This is a genomic window from Synechococcus sp. WH 7805 (assembly GCF_000153285.1).
Lineage (GTDB): Bacteria > Cyanobacteriota > Cyanobacteriia > PCC-6307 > Cyanobiaceae > Synechococcus_C.
This window is the reverse complement of record NZ_CH724168.1, coordinates 1,430,116-1,455,708: the sequence shown is the minus strand read 5'-3', so window position 1 is coordinate 1,455,708 and position 25,593 is coordinate 1,430,116. Positions and strand designations below refer to the sequence as shown.

The window sequence follows — 25,593 nt, the reverse complement described above, 5'->3', positions numbered from 1 at the left end:
GGGCTGTGCTAGTATTAGATTAAATAAAAATTAAGTTCGTCTAAGAAACATGAATGTAGGCGAAGGGCGGCGAGGTTCTCAGTCTGATCTCGTGCTTCTCAAATCTCTTCACTATTTCATTCTTTCTTGCGGGCGGAGTGCTTTGCATCTACCAGAGAGTGATGAAGCTATAGAAGGTCTAGATCTGCAGACGTTAATTTTAAAAGAAGCGATTGCAGCGCGGAATGATCAGCAAGCGCAACTGTCGCTTGATCTGCTCGAGACAGCGATCGAGCATGGGTTTGATTCGTGCTGGATGTTGAACAACAAGGCGTTGGCCTTGCGGCAGATGGGAGATCTGGCCGGTGCGATTGCGGTTTGGAGTGACCTTGCAGATCTCGATGGACCGCTTGATTTCACCGAGAAAGTAAAAGGGCAACTCGAGGCAGCGCAGGAGCAACTGGTTGAGCAGCAACGAGAGCAATCGGGAGCTGTGTTGACAGCGCTGCATGGGCTTTTGGATCAGGCCAAGCGATCAGCGCTGCACTTGCCCGTGCGTGGTGCAGATGCAGACGATCTGGATCTGCAGACGTTGATTTTAAAAGAAGCGATCGCAGCACGGAATGATCAACAAGCGCAACTGTCGCTTGATCTGCTGGAGACAGCGATCGAGCATGGGTTTGATTCGTGCTGGATGTTGAACAACAAGGCGTTGGCCTTGCGGCAGATGGGAGATCTGGCTGGTGCGATCGCGGTGTGGAGTGACCTTGCCAATCTCGACGAACTTTCAGGTTTCACCGAGAAAGTAAAAGGGCAACTCGAGGCAACGCAGGAGCTACTCGCTGGGCAGCAACGAGAGCAAGCGGGAGCTGTGTTGACAGTGTTGCATGGGCTTTTGGATCAGGCCAAGCGATCAGCGCTGCACTTGCCAGTTCGTGATGCAGATACAGAAGGATTGAATCTGCAGACGTTGATTTTAAAAGAGGCGATTTCAGCGCGGAATGATCAGCAAGCGCAACTGTCACTTGATCTGCTGGAGACAGCGATCGAGCATGGGTTTGATTCGCTCTGGCTTGTGCACAACAAGGCGTTGGCCTTGCGGGAGATGGGTGATTTGGCCGGAGCGATCACGGTGTGGAGTGATCTTGCCAATCTCGATGGACTCCCAGAATTCACCGAGAAAGTGAAAGGGCAACTCGAGGCAACGCAGGAGCTACTTGCTGGGCAGCAACGAGAGCAAGCGGGAGCTGTATTGACAGCGCTGCATGGGCTTTTGGATCAGGCCAAGCGATCAGCGCTGCATTTGCCCATTCGTGATGCAGACACAGAAGGATTGAATCTGCAGACGTTGATTTTAAAAGAGGCGATTGCAGCGCGGAATGATCAGCAATTGCAACTGTCACTTGATCTGCTGGAGACAGCGATCGAGCATGGGTTTGATTCGCTTTGGCTTGTGCACAACAAGGCGTTGGCTTTGCGGCAGATGGGCGATCTGGCTGGAGCAATCGCGGTGTGGAGTGACCTTGCCAATCTCGATGGACTCCCAGAATTCACCGAGAAAGTGAAAGGGCAACTCGAGGCAACGCAGGAGCTACTTGCTGGGCAGCAACGAGAGCAAGCGGGAGCTGTATTGACAGCGCTGCATGGGCTTTTGGATCAGGCCAAGCGATCAGCGCTGCATTTGCCCATTCGTGATGCAGACACAGAAGGATTGAATCTGCAGACGTTGATTTTAAAAGAGGCGATTGCAGCGCGGAATGATCAGCAATTGCAACTGTCACTTGATCTGCTGGAGACAGCGATCGAGCATGGGTTTGATTCGCTTTGGCTTGTGCACAACAAGGCGTTGGCTTTGCGGCAGATGGGCGATCTGGCTGGAGCAATTGCGGTGTGGAGTGACCTTGCAGATCTCGATGGACTTCCAGAATTCACCGAGAAAGTGAAAGGGCAACTCGAGGCAACGCAGGAGCTACTTGCTGGGCAGCAACGAGAGCAAGCGGGAGCTGTATTGACAGCGCTGCATGGGCTTTTGGATCAGGCCAAGCGATCAGCGCTGCATTTGCCCGTTCGTGATGCAGACACAGAAGGATTGAATCTGCAGACGTTGATTTTAAAAGAGGCGATTGCAGCGCGGAATGATCAGCAATTGCAACTGTCACTTGATCTGCTGGAGACAGCGATCGAGCATGGGTTTGATTCGCTTTGGCTTGTGCACAACAAGGCGTTGGCTTTGCGGCAGATGGGCGATCTGGCTGGAGCAATTGCGGTGTGGAGTGACCTTGCAGATCTCGATGGACTTCCAGAATTCACCGAGCAAGTGAATGAACAACTGCAAGCAACGCAGGAGCTACTTGCTGAGCAGCCTCGACGGCAAGCGGGTGCAGTGTTAATTGCTCTGCATGTGCGTTTGGATCAGGCCAAGCGATCAGCGCTGCATTTGCCCGTTCGTGATGCAGACACAGAAGATCTGGATCTAGTGAAGTTAATTTTAAAAGAAGCATTTGAAGCGCGCAGAGATGGCCAAGCGCAGTTGTCGATTGATCTTTTGGAGATAGCGATCGAGCATAATTTTGACTCACTCTGGCTGTTCCACTACAAGGCTTTGGCTCTAAGGGACCTGAGTAAATTTGATGCTGCTCTTCGTATTTGGACTGATCTTTCTGTTCATAGGATCAAAGGCTTTAGCGAGCAAGTTCAACGTTGTCTTGATGAAGTGAAGCATCACCGCGTACTGGCGAATGCAGCCGATGCAGAACGAAGCGGAAACTTAGAGCTTGCTATTAACGTTTTGGTTCAAGCTTTGGTGGATTATCCCGATAACGAGATGCTCAATGCTGCACTCGCTGGCTACATGCGTAAGCGTCGTTCTGGTGACGTTGAAGAGTCTGATGCTTTTCAAACAGCACAATACTCAGACCAGCTGGATATTAACAGTGCTTTTCTAATGGAAATTCAGAGAAAGTTGAAGTTGTCTGATAGCGGCGATTAATGCTTGGGAGTGATTTGACATGGCCTTATGTTTTCGATCGACTGATTCTTGAAATCACCTTTTTCATGTCGTTGGCTTGTTGATTGTATTGCTGGAGTAATTCTTCCTTGGATCGTGAATCCAAGAAATAGTGTTCAAGTTCTTCCTGTACCTGATGGAGCTGCAGCAGAGTGAGTTCGGCTTCTTCACGAGCGTCGTTGGTTTGTTGATTGTATTGCTGGAGTAATTCTTCCTTGGATCGTGAATCCAAGAAATTGTGTTCAAGTTCTTCCTGTAGTTGATGGAGCTGGAGCAGAGTGAGTTCGGCTTCTTCACGAGCGTCTTTTGTTTCCGCTTGCGCGGCTTTGAGTTGTTCTTGAAGCGCGTTCAGCGTGTCGCTGAGATCCTGGCTGTCCTCTGGTGGTGATGCCTGGGGGCTGGCTTGCAACCGCAAGGCGAGACCGCCGATTACTACGCTAAGGATGGCAACGGCTGCGATCAGTGTGAGATCGAGGGCTGTGAGGGCATCCAGGCTGGTGGGCATCAGAGAAGCTTGGTCTGAAGTTATTGTTGCAGTAATGGACTCATTGCCCAAGCCATCAGGGCATAAAGAAGTCACTGTCCCTGCTGACGGGTGCAGAGTTCTCATGTCATTGTCAATTTTTACGCCAGAGCAACCGGGCGGCTGTGGTTCCACGTTGGGCCCAGAGTTCTTCCAGGCGCTTGAGATATCTGGCCCCGGCGGCTTCAAACGAAAACCGCTTGCGATAGTCAGCAAGCACCATTGCATCGCGACTGGGATCAGCCGCTTCTGGGTTGGTCGCGATCGCATGTCTGCGTTCAGCGACTCGCTGACAAAGGTCTGCGGCATGACCCAAATCCGGTTCAGCCCAACTGTGGCCATCAGCGTTCGGATAACTACCCCGAGGGATCGGTGCTTTCCGCCAGCGCACAGGATGGGCAAGGGGGCCTTTGCAGAAATCAGTGTTTCCACCGAAATCAGTCGTAATCACATCTACCCCCAGCTGTAGAGCTTCTGCCATACCGCGCCCAAAACCTTCGGAGCGGTGTAGAGAGAGGAATACATCACAGCAGCCGTAGAGCGACAGCAGCTCATCCCGCGGCAGACTCTCGGCAATCAAAACAATTCTGGAATCTTCTGCGGCACGGGCCTGCAGCCACTCCCATTCAGCGCTGAAACGCCGGGGGGGAAATGTTTTGATCATCAGGGAAACTTGCTCAGCCAATGGATGGCTGGGGCAATCGCGGCCGAATGTGGCGGGTAGATGGGGCAGGGGGAAGGCCCTTTGAAACACCTCGAGTGCTCCCATCGGGTTTTTTCGAATGGCGGTGGAGTTGAGATCAAAGCCGTAGCTGAACAGCACCGCCTCGGTCGGCAGGCCATGGCGCTGACGCGTGGCAATGCGGGCTGCGGCGTTACAGAAGCGATCAGGGTCTGTGATCTCTGCCGCCATCGGCATCACCTGCATTGGCCTACCAGCTTCTGCTGCTGGACCCGCCAAGGCTGCCGCTGTGAAGTGACTGGAAGGCCAGAGCTCATCAGCCACATCCAGCAATGGCAACCAGGCGTTGGGCCACTGTTGTGTTTCCCATGGCCAACTCGCGATGGTGTAGCGCTCACGCAGGGGATCACTGCCGACTTGGCGCAACCAGCGCGCCTGAATCGGTGCAGCCATACACACCCAATTGAAGGCATAGGGGCCACCTGCGGGGTCCGTGCAGATCAATGGCTCGAGGGTGCGGTCACTGCAGGCCGCACCGTTGGCGGCAGGGTGGTGGATGACGCAGCAGGGCACACCAGCGACTTGCAAGGCTTGAGCGGCCATGCGGATGTCTTCTCCAATGCCAAACATCTCAAAGGCATGGCCAATCAGATTCACCCCATAGGGACGCTCTTGAAAGGGTGTGATGGTTTTTGTAGATGGTTGATGGCCATTGGGTTGCCAGGAGCAGTGCTCACTTTGCGGATGAGGAGGTGGATCACCGGTGAGCCAGGTGCTTTGCAACTGCGTTGCAGCGTTAGGGCTTAGGGAGGGTTGAGCTTGTGCAAACAGATCATGCAGGTGGGCTTGAAGGTTGTCTTGCTCTGGGAGCTCAGCGAGACCGAGTTGCAGTTCCAGGGCGTAGTTGTGGAGGCGGGTTGCGTCAGCGGATCCGAACTGCCTGGCCAGAAGCTTTGTGGCTTCCAAGGCCACCTGGGCGCGTTGCTTTGAGGTGATCGTGCCACTGTGCAGGCGAGTGCGCCCTTGCAGATGAGGGATGTAGCCAATGCGATGGGGAAAGGCAGCGAAGGCCCTGAGCCAGTAGTCGAAATCGAAGGCGGTACGACATTTTTCGTTAAAAGAGCCCAGAAGCACACCCATGGAACGGCGGAAGACCACGGCGGGCTGGCAGATGAAGCAATGGGATTGAAAGCCACTGAGACTTACGGATGGAGGAAGAGTGGGATAGCGCTGAACCAGGCCGCTCTCCTCGTTGAATTCCTCACCTTCCCCGTAGACCATCAACCATTCAGGGTTCTCAGCCAAGGCATTAACTGCACGCGCAAAAGCCCCTGGAGGTGATAAGTCGTCGGCATTGAGCCATCCGATCAGGGTGCCGCGAGCGGCTCTGAAGGCTTTGTTGAGGGCCTCTGCCGGACCAGCGTCAGAGCGGCTGATGATGCGAAGGCGTGGATCGGCACTTGCCATAGTTTCCAGCGCTTCCAGGCTGCCATCGGTGGAACCTCCATCGGCCGCGAGCAGTTCGAGGCATTCCGGTTGGGAAAGCACTGATTGAACCGCTGCCTGCAAGAAAGGCCCGGCATTGCGGCAGGGCATCAGCACGGAAATAGAGTGTTTGCCGGACAAACGATATCTTTAAAAATTTTTCTTCTTTGTAATATTAGCTTGTCTGGTCAAGCCTTTGATTGAAAAAAAACTAGGAAGCAGATTGACTTAGTTCTGCCTTTTTATCTGGCTCTTTGACGGAGATGGCGAAGCCTCAGCTTATGGAATTCGTCTTCCAGCTCCTGTAGTTCCGCGGTTTTTGCAGTTAGTTCATTCTGAGTGGCTAATAATTCTCTTGACTTAGCTTCGTTTTGCTGTTGCGCAGAGGCTTTTACCTTATTTCGTGCATGAAGGTCGCGAGACACCTTATGCAACTTAGCTTCTTTGGCTTCCAGTTGCTTTTTGAGCGCTGCTCACTGCTTCTGTTTTCGTTTTTCTCCTTTACAAGCGCATCCCGCTTAGTGGCCAGCTTCTGCAGCCTTTCTTCTTTGACTTCTAGGTTCTGCTTGAGCTTGATCAACTGCCGCTGCGATTTTTCTTTGTCCTGCTCTTGCGCATCGCGTTCGGTTGCCAAACTTTTGAGCGCATCTTGAGTGCCTTTTAGTTATCCCTCAAAGCTTTTGATTTATTCTTGCCTAGTTTGATCGCCTAAGAAGGCTTGCCCCAGCTCTACTTGAACTTGATGGAGATGAATCAAGGTGAGCTCGGCTTCTTTACGAGCATCGTTTGTTTCTTCATCAAAAGCCTTGAGCTGTTGCTCCATCTCCGCAACCGTCTGCAGAGCTTTCATTTTCTCTTTCGCTCGCGCATTAAGCGCTCCCGCCGCCTTTAGCACCTCAACAAGCAGACGTCTTACTCCTATAACCACTGGACTAATGCATCAGGCACTTAACATTCATAAATACATGAACCTATTAAGCTTAGAAATTAAAGTCAGTATTTAAAAATACAAACAAATAAGACGACGCTTTTAAGGGAATTCAGCAAAGTAAAAGCCTTAGAAGCCAAAGGAGATTAATTTATGCCTTGCAAATTTTACAATGGGAACATTTCCAATAGAGCATGAAAAACATAGAATATAGCAATAAAAATAAATTAATTTAAATTCAAAACTCTGAGACAATTTCTTCGAATCCATTTCGTATCATTGATGCATAGTGCTTATCAACGAATTTCCTGCATTGCTCGCCTGATAAATAATCTTTCCAGTATCCGTCGGTCATTTTATTGAAGAATTTAGCTTCACCAAACTTCTTATCGTTGTGCCGCTTAAGAGTGGCTTCAGCCTGCTGTCGAAAACCGGAAGCAAGCTTAGAAGCACTTATATCAAGAAAGTCTGATAATTTTAGAATCGCTGGGCAATATTTTTCAGTTGCAGAACAGGAAGATGCAGAAATATTTAATAGATCTGAAAATAAAATTTTTAAAACTTCTAGATTTGAATAGTCATAAGACGATGCAAATTCCGCCCAAGGACCTGACATTGAATAGAAATTCAAAATTACAGTGCCATTTTTACTAAAGTTATCAAGAGCGTCATCCAACATGCCTTCATCTCTCAATTTCTCAAGTGAAAACACGTCCAAGAAATCATTTTTAAAGTTAAAATCAAAACGTGGCATCAAAGCCGTAATTGCCCTTATGTGATGTGGTTGGAGATTGTTGCCATAATTAAAATACTCTACTCGAAAAAAATTAATTGCACTTAGCAATGTATCAAACGGATTTCTATTTATTACAATTACTTTTTTCACTTCCCCAAAGTAAATCTCATCAAGATTGGCGAATCGAGAGAAGTGGTCGTGTGTCTTGATTGTATAAATCTCAGAATCAAACAAAGGATTTGCTATCGGCTTTTCTTTATTTTTCTTAATAACGTAAATATCGAAAGGGGACTCAATTATATTTCCTGCATAAAGTAATGATTCTCCGAGCAAAGTATTCCCACTCTTAGGAAATCCAGCACACAACAAAGTTTCCAAAATAAATTGCCAAATTTAGTTTTTATCATAACCTAACTTAGGCCAGGCTGCTCTCCGGCTTGATGTAAATAATAATCAAATTAAAATTTAAGAAAGAGCCACGTTTGAAAATCCCTCTACCACTTGCTCCTTTTTATCGTTTGAAGAATTAAATTATTTCACTAAATTAATCAGAACAAGGTTTTAGTATACTTTTTAGCTTTAAAAACATAAAACTGTAACAAGTATCTAAAATAGTTACTTCTCTATGCATTTGATATGGTGTAGCCAACAAAAATTAAATTCAAGTAGTTCACACTATCATTGAATTCATATAGGCTATCAACAAGCACTCACATATTACTTAAATGAATAGTTGCATACGAATTGGTAAGGTAAACTTTACTCATTTGCTTTTATGATTAGATTGTATTGTGTGAGCTCTAATATCGTCCAATGTGCAGAAAATTGTTAAATAAAGCTCTCCGAGTAAAGATAAACACTTTTATATCTCTCCTGCTAGGTGCTTAATATAGCAACTTATCCCTACAAAAGCACTCATATTGCGTCAATCTATTGGAAACTTGTGTTGAAATATATCCTTATATACTAATGAATATTTCTTTTAAAAGCCAATATAATAATCCTTGAAAGAGCAATAGTCCTCGTTTATCATAACCCCTAAATCCACCATAAAAGCAACATTCTTAATTGGCTTCGATTGATACATTTACAGGTATCAATTAATAGGAAATATAACTCTGCTTAATCATGATCTATTTTGCAAATCTTTCTTCAATTCATGAATTTCTGACTTTAATTCTGATATTTGTTGATAGCACAAGTTATAAATATCGTCAGTCCTTCTCATTATCTCAATGATAGATTGCTCGATATAATGATCATTGTTTGATCTAGTCTCATTGTAATTAAATACATATTCTTTTTCATCGTATTCCAAAGGTTTATTAAAGAAGTTAGCCTGTATATACTTGATAAGTTTATTGAGTTGCTTGCTCTCATCGTCGAAACTAGATGTACTTAGTCCACCAAGTGCAAACTTACTGATCACGCCTGGAAAATACTTGGCTGAGAACTTGTGTTGGACCAATGCTTGTACATTAAAGATGTAATCACTTCCAAAAGGAAATTCATCAACAAAAAAAGAACAATTGTTAAATACTTTGCGATCGTATAACAATGCCTGGTGGTGAATATTTCGATTCTTGAGGCAACTTTTATTATGCACCGACTCATTGCTACAAATCCTGCCTGGGACAAAAGATGGGTGATCATATGTGTCTGATTCATTAATAACATAAGGCATAAAATCACCAAATATTATATCAGCTTTTGTTTTTTTATTAAAGACAGCTAACTCTCTACACGTGCTTGGTGAAAAGAATGTGTCTCCACTATTGAGAAATATAAGTTTATCTCCTAGCGCCAAACTGACTCCCTTCTCCATGGCTGCGTAGATGCCGTTATCAGGTTCACTTGTTAAGTGGGCAACATTACTTTTTTTAATTATATCTACGGTCCCATCTTTAGATCCTCCATCTATTATTATATGCTCCACATCTGGATAGTCTTGACTCTTTACGCTGTCTAGTGTCAAAGATATTGTATCCGCACAGTTGAGTACAACTGTTATTACCGATACTTTCATGAAAATTATAAACAAACAATTATGATATCATTTGACCATGTTTATACTTACATGCTGGTTACAAAATGAAATCAATAATATCTTTCTTATGTATCCATCATATTACACCTAAGCAAATGCACTATTCAAAATTTGATTAAATTTTAGTATAATTCGGAATTAATATTCTCATATGAATAATTTTTTCATTTCTAGTCGTTTCAATAAAGCCAGATTTTTTATATAAGCTCAATGCTGCAATATTTTGAACATCTACGGTCAGACAAACTTCAGGTATATTTTTGTTTTTTGCATATTGTAAAAGATAATTGACCATTCGTTTCCCAAGACCCTTGCCATAAAATGCTTCTTGAACACAAACACCTAACCAATTAGATCCTTCGTGAGGGTCTAAATGCCCGTAGGCAACCGGATTTTCAAATGTATCAAATGCAAGACATGTAATAATATGATTACTAATTATATCATGTGAACGAGTATTAAAATATCTAAAAGTATTCGAAGCATTGCCTAGATTAGCAATAAATTGCTCAATTAAATCAACCTCAGAGCATTCAATTTTTCTTATGTAAAATAAATCTGAGCGATCTCCAGTCTTTAATAAGTTAGACATCGTCTGTTATGAATTTAAATTTTTTGAGTTCTTGGTAAAAAGTATCATAGAACCACGCCGGGACTCCTTCAAAACAAGATGAATGGAGTATTGTTAAGCCATCTTCATAAAGGTCTGAATTAGTAAGCAGCGATAATAAATCAGTGGGTACATCAGAAAAATACCTATTTCTGATCATCGACTTTTCTATCTGTGGACGATCTGTGGCTAACATTTTTTCCGAAAATCCACCTTCTAAGTAGTTAACAATGAAGCGGCTCAGGTGAAACGATTTTTTTTTGTGCTTAACTATAATTCGAGCATTAAACTCTTGATCTCCATATATCCTATAATTCAAATCAAAGTTACCATAACTACTAAATAATTTGTGTCTATAAAAACAGACCTGATGGCAGGGGGTATTGTTTGCATATTGATGTGTGAAAAAATTCTTATACTCAATACTTCGCTTGACAGCACCCTTATTATCGACAATTTTCATATTACCATAAAACATCGAAAATTCATCGTATTTAGATTTATTAATTTCCGACATGACGTCAAACACTACATGATTATCTACAAGTACATCTCCTGAATTAAGAAAATAAATAAATTCCCCGGAAGAATGTTTCAAGCCAGTATTCATTGCATCATAGATTCCGCTATCTGCTTCAGAAATGATCTTTATGTTTGCGCCACTTGCTTTTATCTTATTTAATGTTGAATCAGAACTTAAGCCATCGACAATTATATGTTCAATAAAATCGTAGGTTTGTTGCATGACACTATTAATAGTTGCTTCTATGGTTTTTTCGGCATTTTTTACGACGGTGATAATGGATAACTTTGGTAATTTTGTGGTATTGCATATTCGCGTATCGCCTGTAGCCCATTGAATTGCTTCGTTAATACTCTGGACATATTTGTCCATTTGCAGAGAAGCCGCATTAACCAATTGCTCTTCGGAAGGTAATTGATAAGACTCTTGCCATACTTGTTCCATTTTTTTGCATAAATCAACGGGATCTCTTGCTTTAAAGTACTTAACTCTTGGATTTGAGGGTATTTCTTTATTGACTTGAATATCTGAAATAATTGATCTTACCCCTAAAGCTTCTGAATCATATATTGAACCACCACCCGGTCCACCTTCAAATAGTGTCGGTTGGATTACGGATACACAGTTTTTCATAATGTCAATTTGATGACTTTTTGGAATGTAGCCCAAAAAAGTCAGATTTTCTTTTAACTTTAGTGAATCGACTAAAGACATTAAATCACTAATATAATTAGGAAACCGAGAATCCTCCATTTTTCCAGTAAATACTATATAGCCATCACGATATGTCTCAATAAAATTTTTCAAGGCCTGTATTGGGGTTTCGAGCGATTTATGCACCCAGAACTGATTCGAAATTAAAAAATACTTTTTAGGCAAACCGTAAAAGGTTCGTGCATTAAAATCCTTTGAGATTGTGGTTTTATTGATTTGCGGTGTAAAAGGCAAGGCGAATATATTTGCAGGGTTTGCATTAAAAAATCTCACTAAATCTTCTTTTACAAAATTTGAGTTTACTATTGTTGATTTGCAGTTTTCTATGATATTTTTGAAATATATATCGCGAGCGTTTCGCTCTTCAACGCAAAAATTCTCAGGAATGTGGAGGTGCTGGCAATCATACAAATATGCTACTGAGGGAGTATTTGTCCCGTAGTACACTGCAGGCAAAACTACATCTATATCGTGTTCAATACATATCCTGTCAATACTTGCTATTTCATCTTTTTTTGGCGAATAAGGTAAAATCTTAATATCCTTCATTATATCCTCGCCCAATTTTGAGTTCAGATGATAACGTAAAAGTGTTAGACCAGATTTTTTATACAATAAATAGTCTGCATCTTCTTCAGAATAAAAATGAACATTTCCAGTATTAAGTAAAATATATAATTTAGTTTGAGGAATGTTTTTTACTCCCCTTATGAAGTTGCGTAAAAAATCTGCAGCCCCTGGTAGATGAAGAAAATTAAGTGTAGATATTGCAATTCTCATTTTACTTTTTAAGTGCTTGAATGACGAGATTAGAGATATAGTCTACCTGATCAAAAGTAAGCTCTGGGTAACTTGGAAGATTAAAGCCTCTTTCCGATATATCTTCAGAAATGACATAATCACCGCTACTGCCTTCGTAAATAGGCATTAAGTGAATTGGAGGGAAGAGTGGACGAGTTTCAACACTATTATCCTTAAGTAATAATCTAGCATTTACGCATTCTTGAGGAGATGGTAACAGGATTGAGCAAATCCAATAGGAATGAACTGATGAGCTGGATTCTTCGTGAAAAGTAATAGGATAATTCTTGAAGTTATAGGCATAACGATGTGCAATCTCTCTTTTTTTCTTGAGTATTTCATTTATTTTCTCTAGTTGAGCAAGACCAATGGCACAACAAATATTAGTCATTCGGTAATTGTAACCAATGGAATCATGCCAGTATTCTCTAGTCTCAGAAAGCCCTTGGCCTTTGGCTTTTTTGATGAAGTGGTAAATATGCGGATCAGATGTAGTAACCATGCCACCTTCACCGGTAGTTATCGTTTTATTACCATAAAAACTAAATGTAGAAACGTGTCCAAAATTTCCTACATGCTTGTTATTGAACTTAGAGCCAATGGCTTCAGCGCAATCTTCAATAAGAAAAATGTTATTTTTTTGTGACACGGCTACAAGCTTATCCATGTCGCATGGGTGACCGTATAAATGGACTGCTAATATAGCCTTCGTTTTGCTAGAAATTCTCTTTTCAACATCTTTAGGGTCTAATTGCCAAGTGTTCTTATCAATTTCGCAAAATACTGGAGTGGCTCCAACGTAAGTTATCGCATTTACACTAGCGATATATGTAAGTGTTGGTACGATCACTTCATCACCAGCTTTCAAGCCTAAGCTCAACAAGGCAAGATGTAGAGCTGCGGTACCATTGCAAATTGTTGTTGCATATGGCGAGCCTACATATTCAGAAAAACATCTCTCAAACTCTTCAACAAATTTACCCTTGGATGAAATCCAAGTAGATTTCATGCATTCAGAAACATATTTTTCTTCTTTGTCGGTTAGCCAGGGCTTGTAAAGAGGAATTGGTGAAGTCATGTGCTTAGGTGTGAGGATGATTAAAAGGTTCTGAAAAAAAGAAATTAGTGTTTATTTGCGAAGTGTAATCGAGGTTTGAAATTATTTTATCCGGCTTGTTCCGAGATGAAATCTATGACAGTTCTTTTTATTCCTTGGTTCAATTTGATTTTAGCGCTCCAGCCAAGTTTATTGATATTAGAGACGTCCAGCTGTTTTTTCGGAGTGCCGTCAGGTTTTGCACTATCCCAGATAACAGAGCCTTCATAGCCGATTGCATTTGCAACTAATTTGGCGAGCTCTCGAATAGTTATGTCAACTCCTGTGCCAACATTTAAAAATTTATTTTCTTCAGAATATGGATTCCATTTTTCTAGCGCATAAACGCAGGCTTCCGCGAGGTCATCCACATGCAAGAACTCACGCATCGGCGACCCTGTCCCCCAACAGGTCACAGTCTCCGCTCCTGATTCTTTTGCCTCATAAAAACGTCGGATCAAAGCAGGCAACACATGGCTATTCTCAGGATGATAGTTATCTCCAGGCCCATACAAATTCGTAGGCATCAAACTAATCGCGTCAAAACCATGTTGCCTCCTCAATGACTCACACAATTTAATCCCCGCAATCTTGGCTATCGCATACCACTCATTCGTCGGTTCCAAGGCGCCAGTCAATAACGATTCTTCTTTGATCGGCTGTTCAGCAAACTTCGGGTAAATGCAGCTGCTTCCCAAAAACAGCAAGCGCCTAACTCCATTGCACCATGCTGTTTCAATGACATTAGTTTGAATCTTGAGGTTCTCCAATAAGAAATCAGCTGGATAGGTGTCATTGGCATGAATACCGCCCACCTTGGCTGCCGCAAGTACAACAACAGACGGCTTGTTGTTTGCAAACCAACGCTGCACGGCCTGGGTATCAAGCAAGTCCAACTCATCTCGGCTTGCTGTGAGCAGGTTCTCGTAACCACTGCGTTTTAAGGCCCGGCAGATCGCGCTGCCCGCCATGCCGCGATGGCCGGCCACAAAAAAGCAGTCGTCTTTGTGGATCAGCTTTTCCATCAGCCTTGGCTCCGCTTGCCCCGAATTGCAGCTGGATTCGTCGGTGGGTTCTCCATTGATCCCACCACATTGAATCCTTTCAACCTCAGGATCGCCTCTTTGCGTGCTTCCTCTCTATCGGCTTTCACCATGTCAGCAACCAGCTCTTCAAGAGTGGTGGTAGGTGTCCAACCCAGTTTCTCATGGGCCTTGCTGGGATCACCCAGCAACGTCTCCACCTCCGCTGGGCGGAAATAGCGCGGATCAATCCGCACCACCACTTCGCCGGTGCTGCGGCGACCCACTTCATCCAGCCCCTGGCCTACCCATTCCAGCGCACCCCATCCCAGTGCATCTGCGGTGAGCTCGATGAAGCGCCGCACGCTCTCCTGCCGGCCAGTGGCAATCACGAAGTCTTCTGGTGGCCCCTCCTGCTGCAGCATCCGCCACTGCATCTCCACGTAATCCCGGGCATGACCCCAGTCCCGCAGGGAATCGAGATTGCCCATAAATAGGCAATCCTCAAGCCCTTCATTGATCCGCGCTAAGCCTCGTGTGATTTTGCGGGTCACGAAGGTTTCACCGCGCCTGGGGCTCTCGTGATTGAACAGGATGCCGTTGCAGGCATACATGCCGTAGGCCTCGCGGTAGTTCACCGTGATCCAGTAGCCGTAGAGCTTGGCCACGCCATAGGGACTTCTCGGATAGAAAGGCGTGCTCTCTTTCTGTGGCACCTCTTGCACCAGGCCATACAGCTCACTGGTACTGGCCTGATAAATCCGGGTTGTGTCTGATAACCCCAGAATCCGCACAGCCTCCAGGATCCTGAGGGTGCCGAGAGCATCGCTGTTGGCGGTGTACTCCGGCGCTTCGAAGCTCACCGCCACATGGCTTTGGGCCCCAAGGTTGTAAATCTCATCCGGCTGCACCTGCTGGACGATCCGAATCAGGTTGGTGCTGTCGGTGAGATCGCCGTAGTGGAGGATCAACCTTGGATCTTCTTCATGGGGATCCTGATATAGGTGATCAATCCGATTGGTGTTGAAGCTGCTAGTCCGTCGCTTGATGCCGTGCACCTCGTAACCTTTCTCCAGGAGGAGCTCCGCTAAGTAGCTGCCGTCTTGACCGGTGATACCGGTAATTAAGGCTTTTTTTATCATCAGTCCTTAGCAGGGTGCTGAAATTTTCAATACTTTCCCACAGCGACTCCAGCATCAAAAGCCCGCGTGCCCTCCAGGGATCGCAGGGACTTGTGTGTCGCTTGGGAGATCTGCTCCCTTCACAAGTTGATCAAAGGTGCTTCGAGATGCCACTGCCGCCGAATGGATCGGCCGCCGGCACTAAATTCCTTACACCACATTCCCGGGCGCTGCTTGGTTACTTCAGTTCCCAATTGCAAGGCTCTGTCGCGGGATGAGCGGCGCAGCTGCAAGCGCCAGCAGTCCAAGGATTTGCAGCAGGGTTGGTTGGAGGATCTACAGGCATCTGGGTCAGTAGGTCGTGAGGCCTGGCAGGTGCAGCTCTGGCTCGGATTGTTTCCGGTGAACCGCCGGCAGTTGGGCCGACCAGGACTGTTGAACGCCAGTGTGTCCACGATTCGGGAGCACTTGAACAGCAGCTACGGCCAATTGCTAGAGGCGATGCTGCTGGATCCCGCCCTGCAGATTTCCCTCAATGGGCCGGCCAATCACCGCCGCAATCCCAATGAAAATCTGGCGAGGGAGCTACTGGAGCTGTTTTCGCTAGGCGAAGGCAACTACAGCGAAACCGATGTGAAGGAAGCTGCCCGGGCCCTCACCGGCTATCGCCTGAAAGCGGATGGCCAGATGGAGCTCATGCCCCGCCGCCATGATTCCGGGCCCCACACCATCCTCGGGCGTACCGAGGCCTTTGATGCCCCCAGCTTGGCGGCCTGGTTGGCTGAGCAGCCAGCCACCGCGAGTCATATCGCGCGCCGGGTGTGGCGGCGTTGCATTGGCACCGACCCCTCCCCGGCACGACTGCAGGCCGTGGCCACCGGCTGGCGGGCGCAGGATCTATCCCTGCCTTGGCTGATGCAAACCTTGGCCTCCTCGCCGGAGGCTGAGCAGAGTCAGCGCCAGGGCCTGCGTCTGCGCGATCCTCTGGAGCTGGTGGTGCGCAGCCTGCAGCTGCTGGGCAGTGACCACCCCGATGCGATTGCGATCAGCCTGCGCGGGCTGCGCGCCATGGGGCAGGCACCGTTTGAACCACCCTCGGTGAAGGGGTGGCCAGTGAATGAGGAATGGTTGAACCTGCGCTGGTTGCAGGCCCGCCGCCGCACCCTGCAGCAGTTGCTGGCCGATGAGGAGGTTTGGGACACGCGTCAACTGCCATCCACCTTGGCCGCCAATCTCACCGATCTGCCGCCGTTGGCTCTGGCTTTGCCGGCCGCCGCCGATCGTGACAGCGTCGCTGCCCTGTTTGCTGATCCGGTGTGGCAGCTGGGTCTATCGCCTGCCTTGCGCTGATGTCAGAGCTTCATCTCTCTCGCCGCACCCTGCTCACCGGTGTGGCCGCAGCTGCCGCCACCGGCGGCTTGGGGGCGCTGGCGCAGGCCTTTGCTTCCGGCCGCGGGGCTTCGTCGTCGTCGCACGTGTTGGTGCTGTTGGAGCTGCGCGGCGGTAACGACGGCCTCAATACCCTGGCGCCGATCCGTGATCCTGCCTACCGCCGGGCCCGGCCCACCCTGGCCCTCGGCGATGACGCCATTGCTCTTGCTGATGGATTGGCTCTGCACCCGGCCCTGGCGCCATTGGCACCTCTCTGGCGGCGTGGACGCCTGGGCTTTGCCCTCGGTGTGGGCTGGTCCAGCCCCAAGCGCAGCCATTTCAAGGCGGCGGATCAATGGGCCGTGGGTGATGCCTCCGGTGAGGGTGCCGGCTGGCTGGCCCGGGCCTACGGCACCAGGGCTCAGGTCGGTCCACTGGTGGCTTTGGATGCGTCTGGTTGCGCCGCCACGGAAGGTGGTACGCCGCTGGCACTCCAGCTGGGGCCTGCGCAATTAAGCGGCCGATCCTTGCAGGCACCCAGCCCGCTGGTGGTGGAGGCCAGCCCGGTGTTGCGTCAGATGATCGCTTTGGAATCGGCCGGTGCCAGGGAGCTGGAACGGTTACGTGGCGTGCTGGCCCCACCGCCGGTGGGGTTGGACTTACCGGCGGGCAGCTTGGGCCGGCAGGTGGCGCTGGCCCTGCGCCTGATTGGCAGTGGCCAGTGCCCGCCGGTGCTGGCTCTGGCCCAGGGTGGTTATGACACCCATAACAACCAGGGCCGCCGCCATCAGCGGGTGCTCAACCAGCTGGCCCTGGCTTTGGCGGGATTGGATGCTGGCTTGCAGGCCATGAAGCAGCGGCCGGCGCTGACGCTGTTGGCGGTGAGTGAGTTCGGACGCAGGCTGCAGGAAAACGGGTCGGGCGGCACCGATCACGGCAGTGCTTCGGTGGCTTTGCTGATGGGTGATCGCATCCCAGGGCCGTTCTTCGGCACGTATCCGAGCTTGAGCAACCTGGACGACCGCGGTGATCTGCAGCCCACTCAGTCGCCTGAGCAGCTGTATCGCCGGGTGTTGGCTTTGGGGGCGTGACTCAGTGTGCTGTTTGGAATCTGGATTGAAGCGAGCTCAAGTGATGAACGATCGGCTATAAATAAGAACAAGGGGTCGCGGATAGCGACGAATAACCCTTTCACTCTCACCTCGATGAGGTAGCTGATGAGCATCAAAGACATCACAGCGTCTATTTCTGAAGCGGAAAAAATTCCGGCAGGAAAAGTGCGCAAGATCACTAAAGCGCTTCTTGAGCGCATCGGTGAAGCCATTGACAATGGCGAAAAGCTCCAACTCCCGGGGCTTGTATTCACTCCTCGCACGCAGCCCGCTCGGGAAGCAGAAGGCGATAAGCCTGCTCGCCCTGAGCGCAAGACAGCAACGCTTCGCCGCCGCACGGTGAAAGAAGACAGCGCGACAGAGGAGGTGGGCTGATTGAATTGCTGTTGCATCCACTGGATGTGACCAAAGGGAATTGCTTCTATCCGCGGCGTGGGAAATGCTTCAACCTCGTCGCGGATTTTTTTCTCTAAAAGCTTGATTTGATTGACCTTATGGATTTTTACTATGTTAAAAAATCTTTCTAATTTTTTCGGCAAAGGTTCATCTGATCAGAACGTGGCTCCACAGCCCCTCTGGGAATCCGGACCATCTGATAAAGGGGGTGACTCTGTTTCTCTGGAGGTTATCGAAACCATCCGCGATCTGAAATGCTTCCTTGCCGACGGCAAAATGCAGGTGGCGTTGTTTGGTTCACCCTCGGAACTTCCCGATGGTTGGCTGCGCAATTGCCCATGGGATCAGGTGTTCCGTTCGTATCCCAATCTGCTGCCCCTGGATCAGCGTCTTTCACTGCAGGAAGCCCAAAAGCTTGTTCCCTTGCTGGACGGCTTCAGTGACAACACGGAAACCAGTGATGAGCCCCTATTAATTGAAGACCCTGACGAGAGTGATTCTGGCTCTGCACCGTCTGAAAGCGAGAAGATCCCTGCCACCGCTTTCCGCGACTGGGTGAAGGACGTCAGCGAGTCCAGTGGCTTTGAGGCCAAGGCCGTGAAGAGTGTCGCCAAGGCGCTCGCCTCCGAGATCCAGCAGCGCATTGATGCTGGCGATTCGTTCAAGCTCGGACCGTTGCGCTTCCATAGCTGCTCGTTCAGCAACAACAACAAGTTCACCGGCTTTTTCTCCCGCGTGTCCCGCTCTTGAGTGCTGCGATCACCGCTGTTCTGCTTGTGCTGGCCATCGTCACCTTCATCGGTGGCTGGTTAGCACCAGAACTCGTGGCCTTGACGGCCGCCGCCCTGCTGATTGCTACCGGCGTGCTCACGCCTTCAGAGGCCCTGGCTGGTTTTGGCAGTCCGGCTCTCATCACCTTGTTGGGTCTGTTTGTACTCGCGAACGGGCTGTTGCACAGCGGCGCCTTGGATCGTCTGCGTGAGCTTCTGGCGTCCCCGCGCATCCGCACCCCCACCCAGCTGATGGCGGTGCTCGGCTTTGTGGTGGCACCGATCTCCGGGTTGATCCCCAACACACCGATTGTGGCGATCCTGATGCCCGTGCTTCAGGGCTGGTGCCAGCGCCGGGGGGTGAGCCCTTCGCGCATTTTGATGCCCCTTTCGTTCGCCACCTTGATTGGTGGCACGCTCACGCTGATCGGTACCTCCACCAGCCTGCTGGCCAGTGATCTGGTCACCAGCCTTGGCTATGGCCGCCTGGAATTGCTCAGTTTCACCACCATCGGCGTCCCCGTTTGGCTGCTCGGGGCTGGGTACCTCGTGCTCGGCAGCCGCTGGCTTCCCGACCATGGTCAGCCGGAGGCTGAAAACCTCAGGTCCCTCAGTCAGGACGGCTATCTCACGGAAGTGGTGCTGCCGGCGGTCTCCCCCCTCTGCGGTGTGACCCTGCGCAGCAGCCGATTGCAGCGCCGCTTTGATGTGGATGTGCTGGACGTGCACCGTCAGGGCCAGCGACTGCAGCCACCGTTGGCTCAGTTGCGTCTGCAGGCCGGTGATCGCCTACTGCTTCGCTGCAATCGCCAGGAACTGTTGCGCCTTCAGCAGGATCGCATGGTGGATCTGGCCGGAACCTTGCTGGCCGATGGTTTGGATCAGCTGCGCCATGCCGAAGTGCTGGTGCCTTCAGGCTCCCTGCTCGCTGGCGCCACCCTGCGGGAATTGCGCTTCCGCCAACGCTTCAATGCCACCGTGCTGGCAGTGAACCGCGCCAGCAGCACTCTCAGGGACCGCCTCGGCCGGCTCGTGTTGCGGGAAGGCGACATGCTGCTGCTCCAGGCACCGTTGGATGCCTTGCGTGGTTTGCAGCAGACCAGTGATCTGGTTGTGCTCGATCAGCTGGATGACGACCTGCCCAGCACCCACCGCAAGGGATTGGCGGTGACGGTGATGGTGTTGGTGCTGCTGCTGGCGGGTTTCCAGCTGATTCCGCTGGTGGCGGCTGTGCTCCTGGGGGTTGGGGTGCTGGTGATCGGCAACTGCCTCGATGCCGGTACGGCCCTGCGATCGATCCGCTGGGATCTTTATCTCTTGCTTGGGGGCATCTACAGCTTCAGTGTGGCGCTGCAGAAAACCGGTCTCGCCGCGCAGGTGGCCGATGCCTTGCTCCAGGCGCTGCAGGGCCGGTCCGCCTACGTGGGCTTGGTGGTGATCTACGTGGTCACGCTCGTGGCCACGGAATTGTTGAGCAATGCCGCCGCGGTTGCTCTGCTGCTGCCGATCGCCGGCGCGGTGGCTGAAGGCCTGAATCTGTCGCCGATGACCTTCGCCATCGCCGTGGTGTTCGCCGCCAGCCAAAGCTTCCTCTCACCGATCGGCTATCAAACCAACTTGATGGTGTTTTCCCCCGGGCGTTACCGCTTTCTCGACTTCTTCCGTTTTGGCTGGCCCCTGTCGTTGAGCTATTCCCTGCTGGTGCCGGCTTTGCTGCTGTGGTGAGCGTTGCTACCGAGTCGGCAGGGCCTAAAGCTCCAGCAGTCCCGGTGGTGGCGTGAGCAGGATCCAGCCGTCCTGGAGATTCACTTCCGGCACGATCGCCTCCACAAAGGGCACCAGTAGCTTGCGGCCGTCGGGCCGGGTGATTTCCAGGAGGTCATTGCCGCCGCTGATCAGATCCGTCACGGTGCCGATCGCCTCGGCCTCACGGCTCAACCGTGCTTCCAGGCCCACGAGGTCGAGCAGATGGAACTCCCCTTCCTCAAGCTGAGGCCGATCATCCGCCCGCACTAGCAGCGTCTGTCCCACCAGTGCTTCGGCGGAACTGCGGTTGTCGATGCCCTTGAAACGCACGATGAACAGGCTTTTGCCTGGTTGCTGGCGGCCGCTGGTGAGCTCGATTTCCCGAGGGGGGGATCCTTGGGTCTGCAGCCAGCGGGGACCTGGTTGGGTGAAGCGTTCGGGGAAGTCGCTGGCCGGGTTGACGCGCAGTTCGCCCCGCAGCCCCTGGGCGCCAACGACTTTCCCTACAGGAAGCCAGTGGTCTTCCTCTTGGACGTCACTGGGTGGAAAGGCTGGGATTACCACTGAAGCGTTCACGATCGTTAATTGATCATGGCTTCACGCCAGAGGCGGTTTGATGCCATCACGAAGGTGATGGTTGATTCCAGCGCAGACTTACTTAGGACACGACAGCGCGTGGGCTGTCGGAGCGATACTGGAGGTCTGATCGATCCCATGGCCATGGCTTCCGCTGCTCCGATCCTTCCCGGCGCCACGGTGACGGTGGTGGATCAGCGTTCGATTTACAACGGTTACACCGGCTTTGTGCAGCGGATCAGTGGTGACCGGGCTGCCGTGCTTTTTGAAGGCGGCAACTGGGACAAGCTGGTGACGATGCCACTCCGCAATCTCAGCGCCGACTGACTCCCATGGAGCGTGCCCTGCGCCAGCGGCTTCGGCGGGTTGTGCTCGATTCCGACACCCGCGCAGGCCGGATCTACAACCTGGTGATTTTCGGCACGATCCTGCTCAGTGTGGCTGGCTTGCTGGTGGAGCCGCATCCGATGCGTGTGGCTGCACCCGGTGAGATCCCTGCCTGGGTGGATGAGCTCGAACGGGGCTGCCTGTTGGTGTTCATGGCCGATTACCTGCTGCACCTCTGGGTCTCCCCGAAGCCACTGGCCTATGCCCGCAGCTTCTTCGGGCTGATCGACCTTTCGGCGGTGTTGTTCTTCTTTGTGCCGCAGATCAGCAGCGGCCTGATCCTCTGGATTTTCAAATTCGGCCGCGTGCTGCGGGTGTTCAAGCTGCTGCGCTTCATGGATGAGGCTCAGTTGTTAGGGCGGGCACTCAAGGCCAGTGCCCGCCGCATTGGCGTGTTTTTGTTTTTTGTGGTGATGGCCCAGGTGGTGTTGGGCTATCTGATGGTGGTGTTTGAAAGTGGTCACCCCAACACCCAGTTCCAGACCGTGGGCCAGGGGGTGTATTGGGCGATCGTGACCATGACCACGGTTGGCTACGGCGATTTTGTGCCCCAGACCGTGTTGGGTCAGGTGCTGGCGGCGGTGGTGATGCTGCTCGGTTTCGGGATCATTGCCATCCCCACCGGCATCGTCACTGCGGAAACAATGCAGCAAATCCGCAAGGACACGCGGGTCTGCACCCATTGCGGCCATGCCGATCACCGCCGCGAAGCCTTGCACTGCGATCGCTGCGGGGCGCCGTTGCCCGTTGTGGCTGGATAGGCCTAAGCGCGACCCGAACTGGAGTCTTTGAGCTGCGCCATCAACGCCTCCGCTGCCTGTTGTTCGGCTTCACGCCGTGATCCGCCCCAGCCGTCGGCAGCAAGATCCGGCGGCAGGGTCACTGAGGCCTGAAAGCGTTTCGGGTCGCCATGGCGCTGGCTCACTTCGCTGCAGGCGTAGCGGGGCAGACCCAAGCCCCGGCCTTGGCTCCATTCCTGCAGGGCTGATTTGCTGTTGCCCCGGTGGGGATCGGCGAGCACCGCCTCGGCGCTCCTCTGCCAATGGGGCGTCAGCCAGGTCTGCACCGCTTGCAGCCCGGCAATCCGGTACATCGCACCGATCAGCGCTTCACTGAGCTCGGCGCGGATCGTGGCCGCTGCGGTGGGATCACCGCTGGCCTTCGGGCCGATGCGCCACCACTCCTCGATCGTGATGGCTTCTCCGAGCTGCGTGAGCCAGCGATCACTCACCAGCTGGGCCCGCAGACTCGAACGCTCCCCCACCGGCATCTGGGGATAGGCCACAGCGATGAATTCACTCGCTGCCAGGCGCAACACCGCATCGCCGAGAAACTCCAGCTGCTCGTGGTGGGGATGCAGACCGCTGGAGGTGTGGGTGAGGGCTTCATTCAGGCAGTCGAGCTCTTCGCGCTGTAGCCGCTCAGGATGGTTTCCCAGTTCGTTCCACAGCGAACGCAGTTGTGGATCGCGGTTTGCTTCCTGCATCACAGTGTTGTTCCTGCGCCTTGAAAGGGGTGAAAGCAGGACATAAGCCGGGTTCTGTTCTCCCTTCCGCAGAAGGGGGGTGATCATCTATCTGGGATCGCCGTTACCGACGACCTCGAGCGGCTCACAAAGGCGGAACGGGGCCAATGGCCAGCCAACGTTCCTGGGCCTTGCTCCCGGCCGGGGTTTACCGAGCCAGCACCTCTCGATGCTGCTGGTGCGCTCTTACCGCACCTTTGCACCCTTGCCTGTGCCAAAGGGATTGCTCCCATGGGGCCATCGGCGGTGTGTTTCTGTGGCACTCTCCTCACGGTCACCCGCACTGGGCGTTACCCAGCAAGCCTGGCCATCGGGGAGCCCGGACTTTCCTCAACTGCACCTAGGCACAAGGCTCAGGTGCGGTCGCGATCACCTCGCCTGCTTTCAAACCCCATAATGAAGCGTGATGGGGCTGTAGCTCAGCCGGATAGAGCGACGGTTTCCTAAACCGTAGGTCGTGGGTTCGAGTCCCGCCAGCCCCGTGATGACAAAGACTGACACCGGTAGTCACTACTACATTTGGTGGGGTGGTCATACGTCACGCTCCCGCTAGCGTTGCTGCAACGAAACCGGATCCATGACCCAGCTTCACGATCTGCGGTTAAGGCTTCTTGTTCAGCAGGAAAGTGAGCGCATTGCCGACTCCCAACCTGCTGACCTTGATCTGTCGGTGGTTCAGGCCCGCTGTCTCTGTTGGCTGGCCCTGTTGGCTGAAGCCCATGAGGACCAGGCCAGCGATGCAGAGCGCCGTGGTGATACCGAGCAGGCGATGGGCTGGTTTGCGGATTCCATGCGCTTGCGTGATGTGATCCACGTGGTGACATCGATTGAGATTCCCCTGCCTGCTGTGGTGGATGGTGATGACAGCGGATTTTCCTCGGAACCACCGCTTGCCGCCTGATCAGGTGCCATGATGTGAGTTGAGCTGTGGGTCGTCGGTGCCAGAAGAGCCCTGTCAATGCCCGGATTGTCAACGTTTCTACCGGGAGCATGACCGGCTGATCCGGGAGAATCCAACCCTGCGTCAACAGCAGGAGCTGAGCTGGGCGGCTCTCCAGTCGTTCAGAACCCTGTCAGGGCGTGTGCTTGAGGATCTCCAGAAGCAACACGGGCCTCGCACTAATGAGGGTCAGGTGCATGCCACGCCAGTAGGTGGTGTGGATGAGCCCACTGATGCGCTTCAACAGGCCATGGCCGATTTGGAGAACATCAACGCCCATCTCTTCTCGATTGAGGCGTTGATGGAACGCATTTTTGATGTGCGTGTGCCAGACGATATCGAGCAGAAATTCCGCGAACTGGCTGGTGAGCTGGCCCCCGATCCGTTGAATGCCGATCGTCTGCGCCTGAACCGCCTGTTGCACCAAACCCCGGATCTACCCGACCGCGGTTGATCGCCGGCAGAGCCTGGCGATCATGCCCTCTTCATCAGCTGGCACGATCACCAGCTCCAGATTGGGAAGCCAGGCCAGGGCTTCGTCAAGTTCTCCGCGCAGTGATTGATCGTGTTCCCCGATTCCGCCGGTGAGCGCCAGCACATCCACGCCCTGCAGGCTGGTGGCCATCGCCCCGATCAGCTGCAGCAAACGCTGCCGGAACACATCCAGCGCTAGCAGTGCTCCCTGGTGGCCTGCGGCCGCTTGCTCGCGGATGTCGCGCATGTCGCCGCTCAGGCCAGATAACCCCTTCAGGCCTGCTTGTTTCTGCAGCAGATTCGACAGCTCGGCTTCGCCCATGCCCTCACGCATCAGCTCCAGCAGCAAGCCTGGATCAATGCTGCCGCAGCGGCTGGCCATCACCAGCCCCTCCAGCGGCGTGTAGCCCATGGTGGTGTCGATGCAGACGCCTCCTTTGATTGCGGCCAGCGATGCCCCGGCTCCCAGGTGGGCGCTGATCAGCCGCAGCTGCTCAGGATCCCGGCCCTGTTGCTGCCATTGAGCCGCCATGGTTTCAGCCACATGCTGGTGGTTGATGCCATGGAAGCCGAAGCGCCGGAAACCCTTTTGTCTCAGTTCCAGCGGCAGGGCGTAGGTGCTGGCTGCTGCCGGCAGGGTGCTGTGGAAGGCAGTATCAAAACAGGCCCATTGGGGCAGATCCGGCGCCCAGCCACGGGCCCAGGCCAGACCCTTCAGGGCTGGAGGATTGTGCAGAGGCGCCAGGGGCACCAGCTCCTGCAGGGTGGTTTCCACTTGGGCATCGATGCGGGTGGGGGCAGTGAAGTGTTCGCCGCCATGCACCACCCGGTGACCCACCAGGGTGATGCTCTCGCGATAGGGCTCAAGCTCTGGTGCCAGCCAGCTGTTCAGCACTCCATCGAGGTTGTCTTCAGGCTGCAGGCTGCGCCCGCTGTGCCAGGGAGTGGCCCCGGTGGAGTCCACCAGGGCCGCCTTCAGGCTGGAGCTGCCGAGATTGATCACCAGCGCCAGGTCCTGCATT

The 25,593-nt window shown here is 51.5% G+C and carries 24 protein-coding genes, 1 tRNA gene and 1 other RNA gene; 11 read left to right on the top strand and 15 right to left on the bottom strand.

What is annotated here, in order from left to right:
* Positions 1-91: 91 nt before the first annotated feature.
* Complete coding sequence (locus WH7805_RS07725) at positions 92-2,968, top strand: hypothetical protein (RefSeq protein ID WP_156783646.1); 2,877 nt, start codon at positions 92-94, stop codon at positions 2,966-2,968.
* A gap of 25 nt (positions 2,969-2,993) precedes the next feature.
* On the opposite strand, the gene WH7805_RS07720 is transcribed toward WH7805_RS07725, so the two are convergent.
* The 11 genes from WH7805_RS07720 to gmd form a co-directional block, all read right to left on the bottom strand.
* Entirely contained in the window at positions 2,994-3,644 is a 651-nt protein-coding gene (locus tag WH7805_RS07720; RefSeq protein WP_156783645.1) for a hypothetical protein, read from the bottom strand.
* Positions 3,604-5,787, bottom strand: coding sequence for a glycosyltransferase (locus tag WH7805_RS13550; protein WP_006042476.1), 2,184 nt, complete (start codon positions 5,785-5,787; stop codon positions 3,604-3,606). Before WH7805_RS13550 ends, WH7805_RS07720 begins: the two co-directional genes overlap by 41 nt.
* A 280-nt stretch (positions 5,788-6,067) precedes the next feature.
* Positions 6,068-6,310, bottom strand: coding sequence for a hypothetical protein (locus WH7805_RS07710; RefSeq protein ID WP_006042475.1), 243 nt, complete (start codon positions 6,308-6,310; stop codon positions 6,068-6,070).
* Positions 6,311-6,361: 51 nt separating this feature from the next.
* Positions 6,362-6,604, bottom strand: coding sequence for a hypothetical protein (locus WH7805_RS07705; protein ID WP_038004538.1), 243 nt, complete (start codon positions 6,602-6,604; stop codon positions 6,362-6,364).
* A 238-nt stretch (positions 6,605-6,842) separates the two neighbouring features.
* Positions 6,843-7,718, bottom strand: a complete 876-nt coding sequence (locus WH7805_RS07700) for a hypothetical protein (RefSeq protein WP_156783644.1) — start codon at positions 7,716-7,718, stop codon at positions 6,843-6,845.
* 748 nt (positions 7,719-8,466) lie between these two features.
* Complete coding sequence (locus WH7805_RS13545) at positions 8,467-9,366, bottom strand: glycosyltransferase family 2 protein (RefSeq protein ID WP_156783643.1); 900 nt, start codon at positions 9,364-9,366, stop codon at positions 8,467-8,469.
* A 136-nt stretch (positions 9,367-9,502) separates the two neighbouring features.
* A complete protein-coding gene (locus WH7805_RS13860) occupies positions 9,503-9,979 on the bottom strand; it encodes an N-acetyltransferase (protein WP_071933691.1) in 477 nt (158 codons plus the stop codon).
* Entirely contained in the window at positions 9,972-12,014 is a 2,043-nt protein-coding gene (locus tag WH7805_RS14185; RefSeq protein WP_083773573.1) for a glycosyltransferase, read from the bottom strand. Before WH7805_RS14185 ends, WH7805_RS13860 begins: the two co-directional genes overlap by 8 nt.
* A gap of 1 nt (position 12,015) precedes the next feature.
* The gene (locus tag WH7805_RS13855) at positions 12,016-13,113 is read right to left on the bottom strand and encodes a DegT/DnrJ/EryC1/StrS aminotransferase family protein (protein ID WP_071933690.1); all 1,098 of its coding nucleotides are present in this window, start codon (positions 13,111-13,113) and stop codon (positions 12,016-12,018) included.
* Positions 13,114-13,199: 86 nt separating this feature from the next.
* Positions 13,200-14,156, bottom strand: coding sequence for a GDP-L-fucose synthase (locus WH7805_RS07685; RefSeq protein ID WP_006042468.1), 957 nt, complete (start codon positions 14,154-14,156; stop codon positions 13,200-13,202).
* The gene (gmd, locus tag WH7805_RS07680) at positions 14,156-15,295 is read right to left on the bottom strand and encodes a GDP-mannose 4,6-dehydratase (protein ID WP_006042467.1); all 1,140 of its coding nucleotides are present in this window, start codon (positions 15,293-15,295) and stop codon (positions 14,156-14,158) included. The genes WH7805_RS07685 and gmd overlap by 1 nt, the downstream gene beginning before the upstream one ends.
* Positions 15,296-15,508: 213 nt before the next feature.
* Here gmd and WH7805_RS13535 point away from each other — a divergent pair, with 213 nt between their 5' ends.
* From WH7805_RS13535 to WH7805_RS07655, 5 genes are all read left to right on the top strand, one after another.
* Positions 15,509-16,624, top strand: coding sequence for a DUF1800 family protein (locus tag WH7805_RS13535; protein ID WP_006042466.1), 1,116 nt, complete (start codon positions 15,509-15,511; stop codon positions 16,622-16,624).
* Entirely contained in the window at positions 16,624-17,736 is a 1,113-nt protein-coding gene (locus WH7805_RS07670; protein WP_006042465.1) for a DUF1501 domain-containing protein, read from the top strand. Before WH7805_RS13535 ends, WH7805_RS07670 begins: the two co-directional genes overlap by 1 nt.
* Positions 17,737-17,862: 126 nt before the next feature.
* Positions 17,863-18,132 carry an HU family DNA-binding protein gene (locus WH7805_RS07665; protein WP_006042464.1) on the top strand — a complete coding sequence of 90 codons (270 nt, stop codon included), beginning with the start codon at positions 17,863-17,865 and terminating at the stop codon, positions 18,130-18,132.
* A 183-nt stretch (positions 18,133-18,315) separates the two neighbouring features.
* Positions 18,316-18,903: a hypothetical protein gene (locus WH7805_RS07660; protein WP_156783642.1), complete on the top strand. Its 588-nt coding sequence runs from the start codon at positions 18,316-18,318 to the stop codon at positions 18,901-18,903.
* Positions 18,900-20,648: an SLC13 family permease gene (locus tag WH7805_RS07655; protein ID WP_006042462.1), complete on the top strand. Its 1,749-nt coding sequence runs from the start codon at positions 18,900-18,902 to the stop codon at positions 20,646-20,648. Before WH7805_RS07660 ends, WH7805_RS07655 begins: the two co-directional genes overlap by 4 nt.
* 24 nt (positions 20,649-20,672) lie before the next feature.
* Here WH7805_RS07655 and rimM read toward each other — a convergent pair whose 3' ends face one another.
* Positions 20,673-21,245 (bottom strand): ribosome maturation factor RimM, encoded by a 573-nt coding sequence (gene rimM, locus WH7805_RS07650; protein ID WP_006042461.1) that lies wholly within the window; start codon positions 21,243-21,245, stop codon positions 20,673-20,675.
* 144 nt (positions 21,246-21,389) lie between these two features.
* Between rimM and WH7805_RS07645 the strand changes: the two genes are divergently transcribed.
* Together WH7805_RS07645 and WH7805_RS07640 are read left to right on the top strand one after the other, a co-directional pair.
* The gene (locus WH7805_RS07645) at positions 21,390-21,572 is read left to right on the top strand and encodes an NAD(P)H dehydrogenase subunit NdhS (protein ID WP_038005241.1); all 183 of its coding nucleotides are present in this window, start codon (positions 21,390-21,392) and stop codon (positions 21,570-21,572) included.
* Between the two features lie 5 nt (positions 21,573-21,577).
* On the top strand, positions 21,578-22,393 hold the full coding sequence (locus tag WH7805_RS07640) for an ion transporter (RefSeq protein WP_006042459.1): 816 nt from the start codon (positions 21,578-21,580) through the stop codon (positions 22,391-22,393).
* A gap of 2 nt (positions 22,394-22,395) precedes the next feature.
* Here WH7805_RS07640 and WH7805_RS07635 read toward each other — a convergent pair whose 3' ends face one another.
* Together WH7805_RS07635 and rnpB are read right to left on the bottom strand one after the other, a co-directional pair.
* Positions 22,396-23,118 (bottom strand): ribonuclease III family protein, encoded by a 723-nt coding sequence (locus WH7805_RS07635; protein WP_038005238.1) that lies wholly within the window; start codon positions 23,116-23,118, stop codon positions 22,396-22,398.
* Positions 23,119-23,145: 27 nt separating this feature from the next.
* Positions 23,146-23,543, bottom strand: an RNA gene (rnpB, locus tag WH7805_RS13625) — RNase P RNA component class A.
* Between the two features lie 22 nt (positions 23,544-23,565).
* Between rnpB and WH7805_RS07630 the strand changes: the two genes are divergently transcribed.
* From WH7805_RS07630 to WH7805_RS07620, 3 genes are all read left to right on the top strand, one after another.
* Positions 23,566-23,639 (top strand) — tRNA-Arg (locus tag WH7805_RS07630).
* Positions 23,640-23,734: 95 nt separating this feature from the next.
* Complete coding sequence (locus tag WH7805_RS07625) at positions 23,735-24,058, top strand: hypothetical protein (RefSeq protein WP_006042457.1); 324 nt, start codon at positions 23,735-23,737, stop codon at positions 24,056-24,058.
* A gap of 37 nt (positions 24,059-24,095) precedes the next feature.
* Positions 24,096-24,551, top strand: a complete 456-nt coding sequence (locus tag WH7805_RS07620; RefSeq protein WP_006042456.1) for a hypothetical protein — start codon at positions 24,096-24,098, stop codon at positions 24,549-24,551.
* On the opposite strand, the gene WH7805_RS07615 is transcribed toward WH7805_RS07620, so the two are convergent.
* Entirely contained in the window at positions 24,534-25,592 is a 1,059-nt protein-coding gene (locus WH7805_RS07615; RefSeq protein ID WP_006042455.1) for an acetate/propionate family kinase, read from the bottom strand. The two genes, WH7805_RS07620 and WH7805_RS07615, sit on opposite strands and share 18 nt — an antisense overlap.
* Position 25,593 lies beyond the last annotated feature (1 nt).

Bases quoted from the DNA above. Each gene is read 5' to 3' on its own strand.
- WH7805_RS14185 (WP_083773573.1), bottom strand. From the start codon at position 12,014: ATGAGAATTGCAATATCTACACTTAATTTTCTTCATCTACCAGGGGCT.
- WH7805_RS07685 (WP_006042468.1), bottom strand. From the start codon at position 14,156: ATGGAAAAGCTGATCCACAAAGACGACTGCTTTTTTGTGGCCGGCCAT.
- WH7805_RS07665 (WP_006042464.1), top strand. From the start codon at position 17,863: ATGAGCATCAAAGACATCACAGCGTCTATTTCTGAAGCGGAAAAAATT.
- WH7805_RS07635 (WP_038005238.1), bottom strand. From the start codon at position 23,118: ATGCAGGAAGCAAACCGCGATCCACAACTGCGTTCGCTGTGGAACGAA.
- WH7805_RS07670 (WP_006042465.1), top strand. From the start codon at position 16,624: ATGTCAGAGCTTCATCTCTCTCGCCGCACCCTGCTCACCGGTGTGGCC.
- WH7805_RS07625 (WP_006042457.1), top strand. From the start codon at position 23,735: ATGACCCAGCTTCACGATCTGCGGTTAAGGCTTCTTGTTCAGCAGGAA.
- WH7805_RS13855 (WP_071933690.1), bottom strand. From the start codon at position 13,113: ATGACTTCACCAATTCCTCTTTACAAGCCCTGGCTAACCGACAAAGAA.
- WH7805_RS13550 (WP_006042476.1), bottom strand. From the start codon at position 5,787: ATGCCCTGCCGCAATGCCGGGCCTTTCTTGCAGGCAGCGGTTCAATCA.
- WH7805_RS07615 (WP_006042455.1), bottom strand. From the start codon at position 25,592: ATGCAGGACCTGGCGCTGGTGATCAATCTCGGCAGCTCCAGCCTGAAG.
- gmd (WP_006042467.1), bottom strand. From the start codon at position 15,295: ATGATAAAAAAAGCCTTAATTACCGGTATCACCGGTCAAGACGGCAGC.
- WH7805_RS07640 (WP_006042459.1), top strand. From the start codon at position 21,578: ATGGAGCGTGCCCTGCGCCAGCGGCTTCGGCGGGTTGTGCTCGATTCC.
- WH7805_RS13545 (WP_156783643.1), bottom strand. From the start codon at position 9,366: ATGAAAGTATCGGTAATAACAGTTGTACTCAACTGTGCGGATACAATA.
- WH7805_RS07645 (WP_038005241.1), top strand. From the start codon at position 21,390: ATGGCTTCCGCTGCTCCGATCCTTCCCGGCGCCACGGTGACGGTGGTG.
- WH7805_RS13860 (WP_071933691.1), bottom strand. From the start codon at position 9,979: ATGTCTAACTTATTAAAGACTGGAGATCGCTCAGATTTATTTTACATA.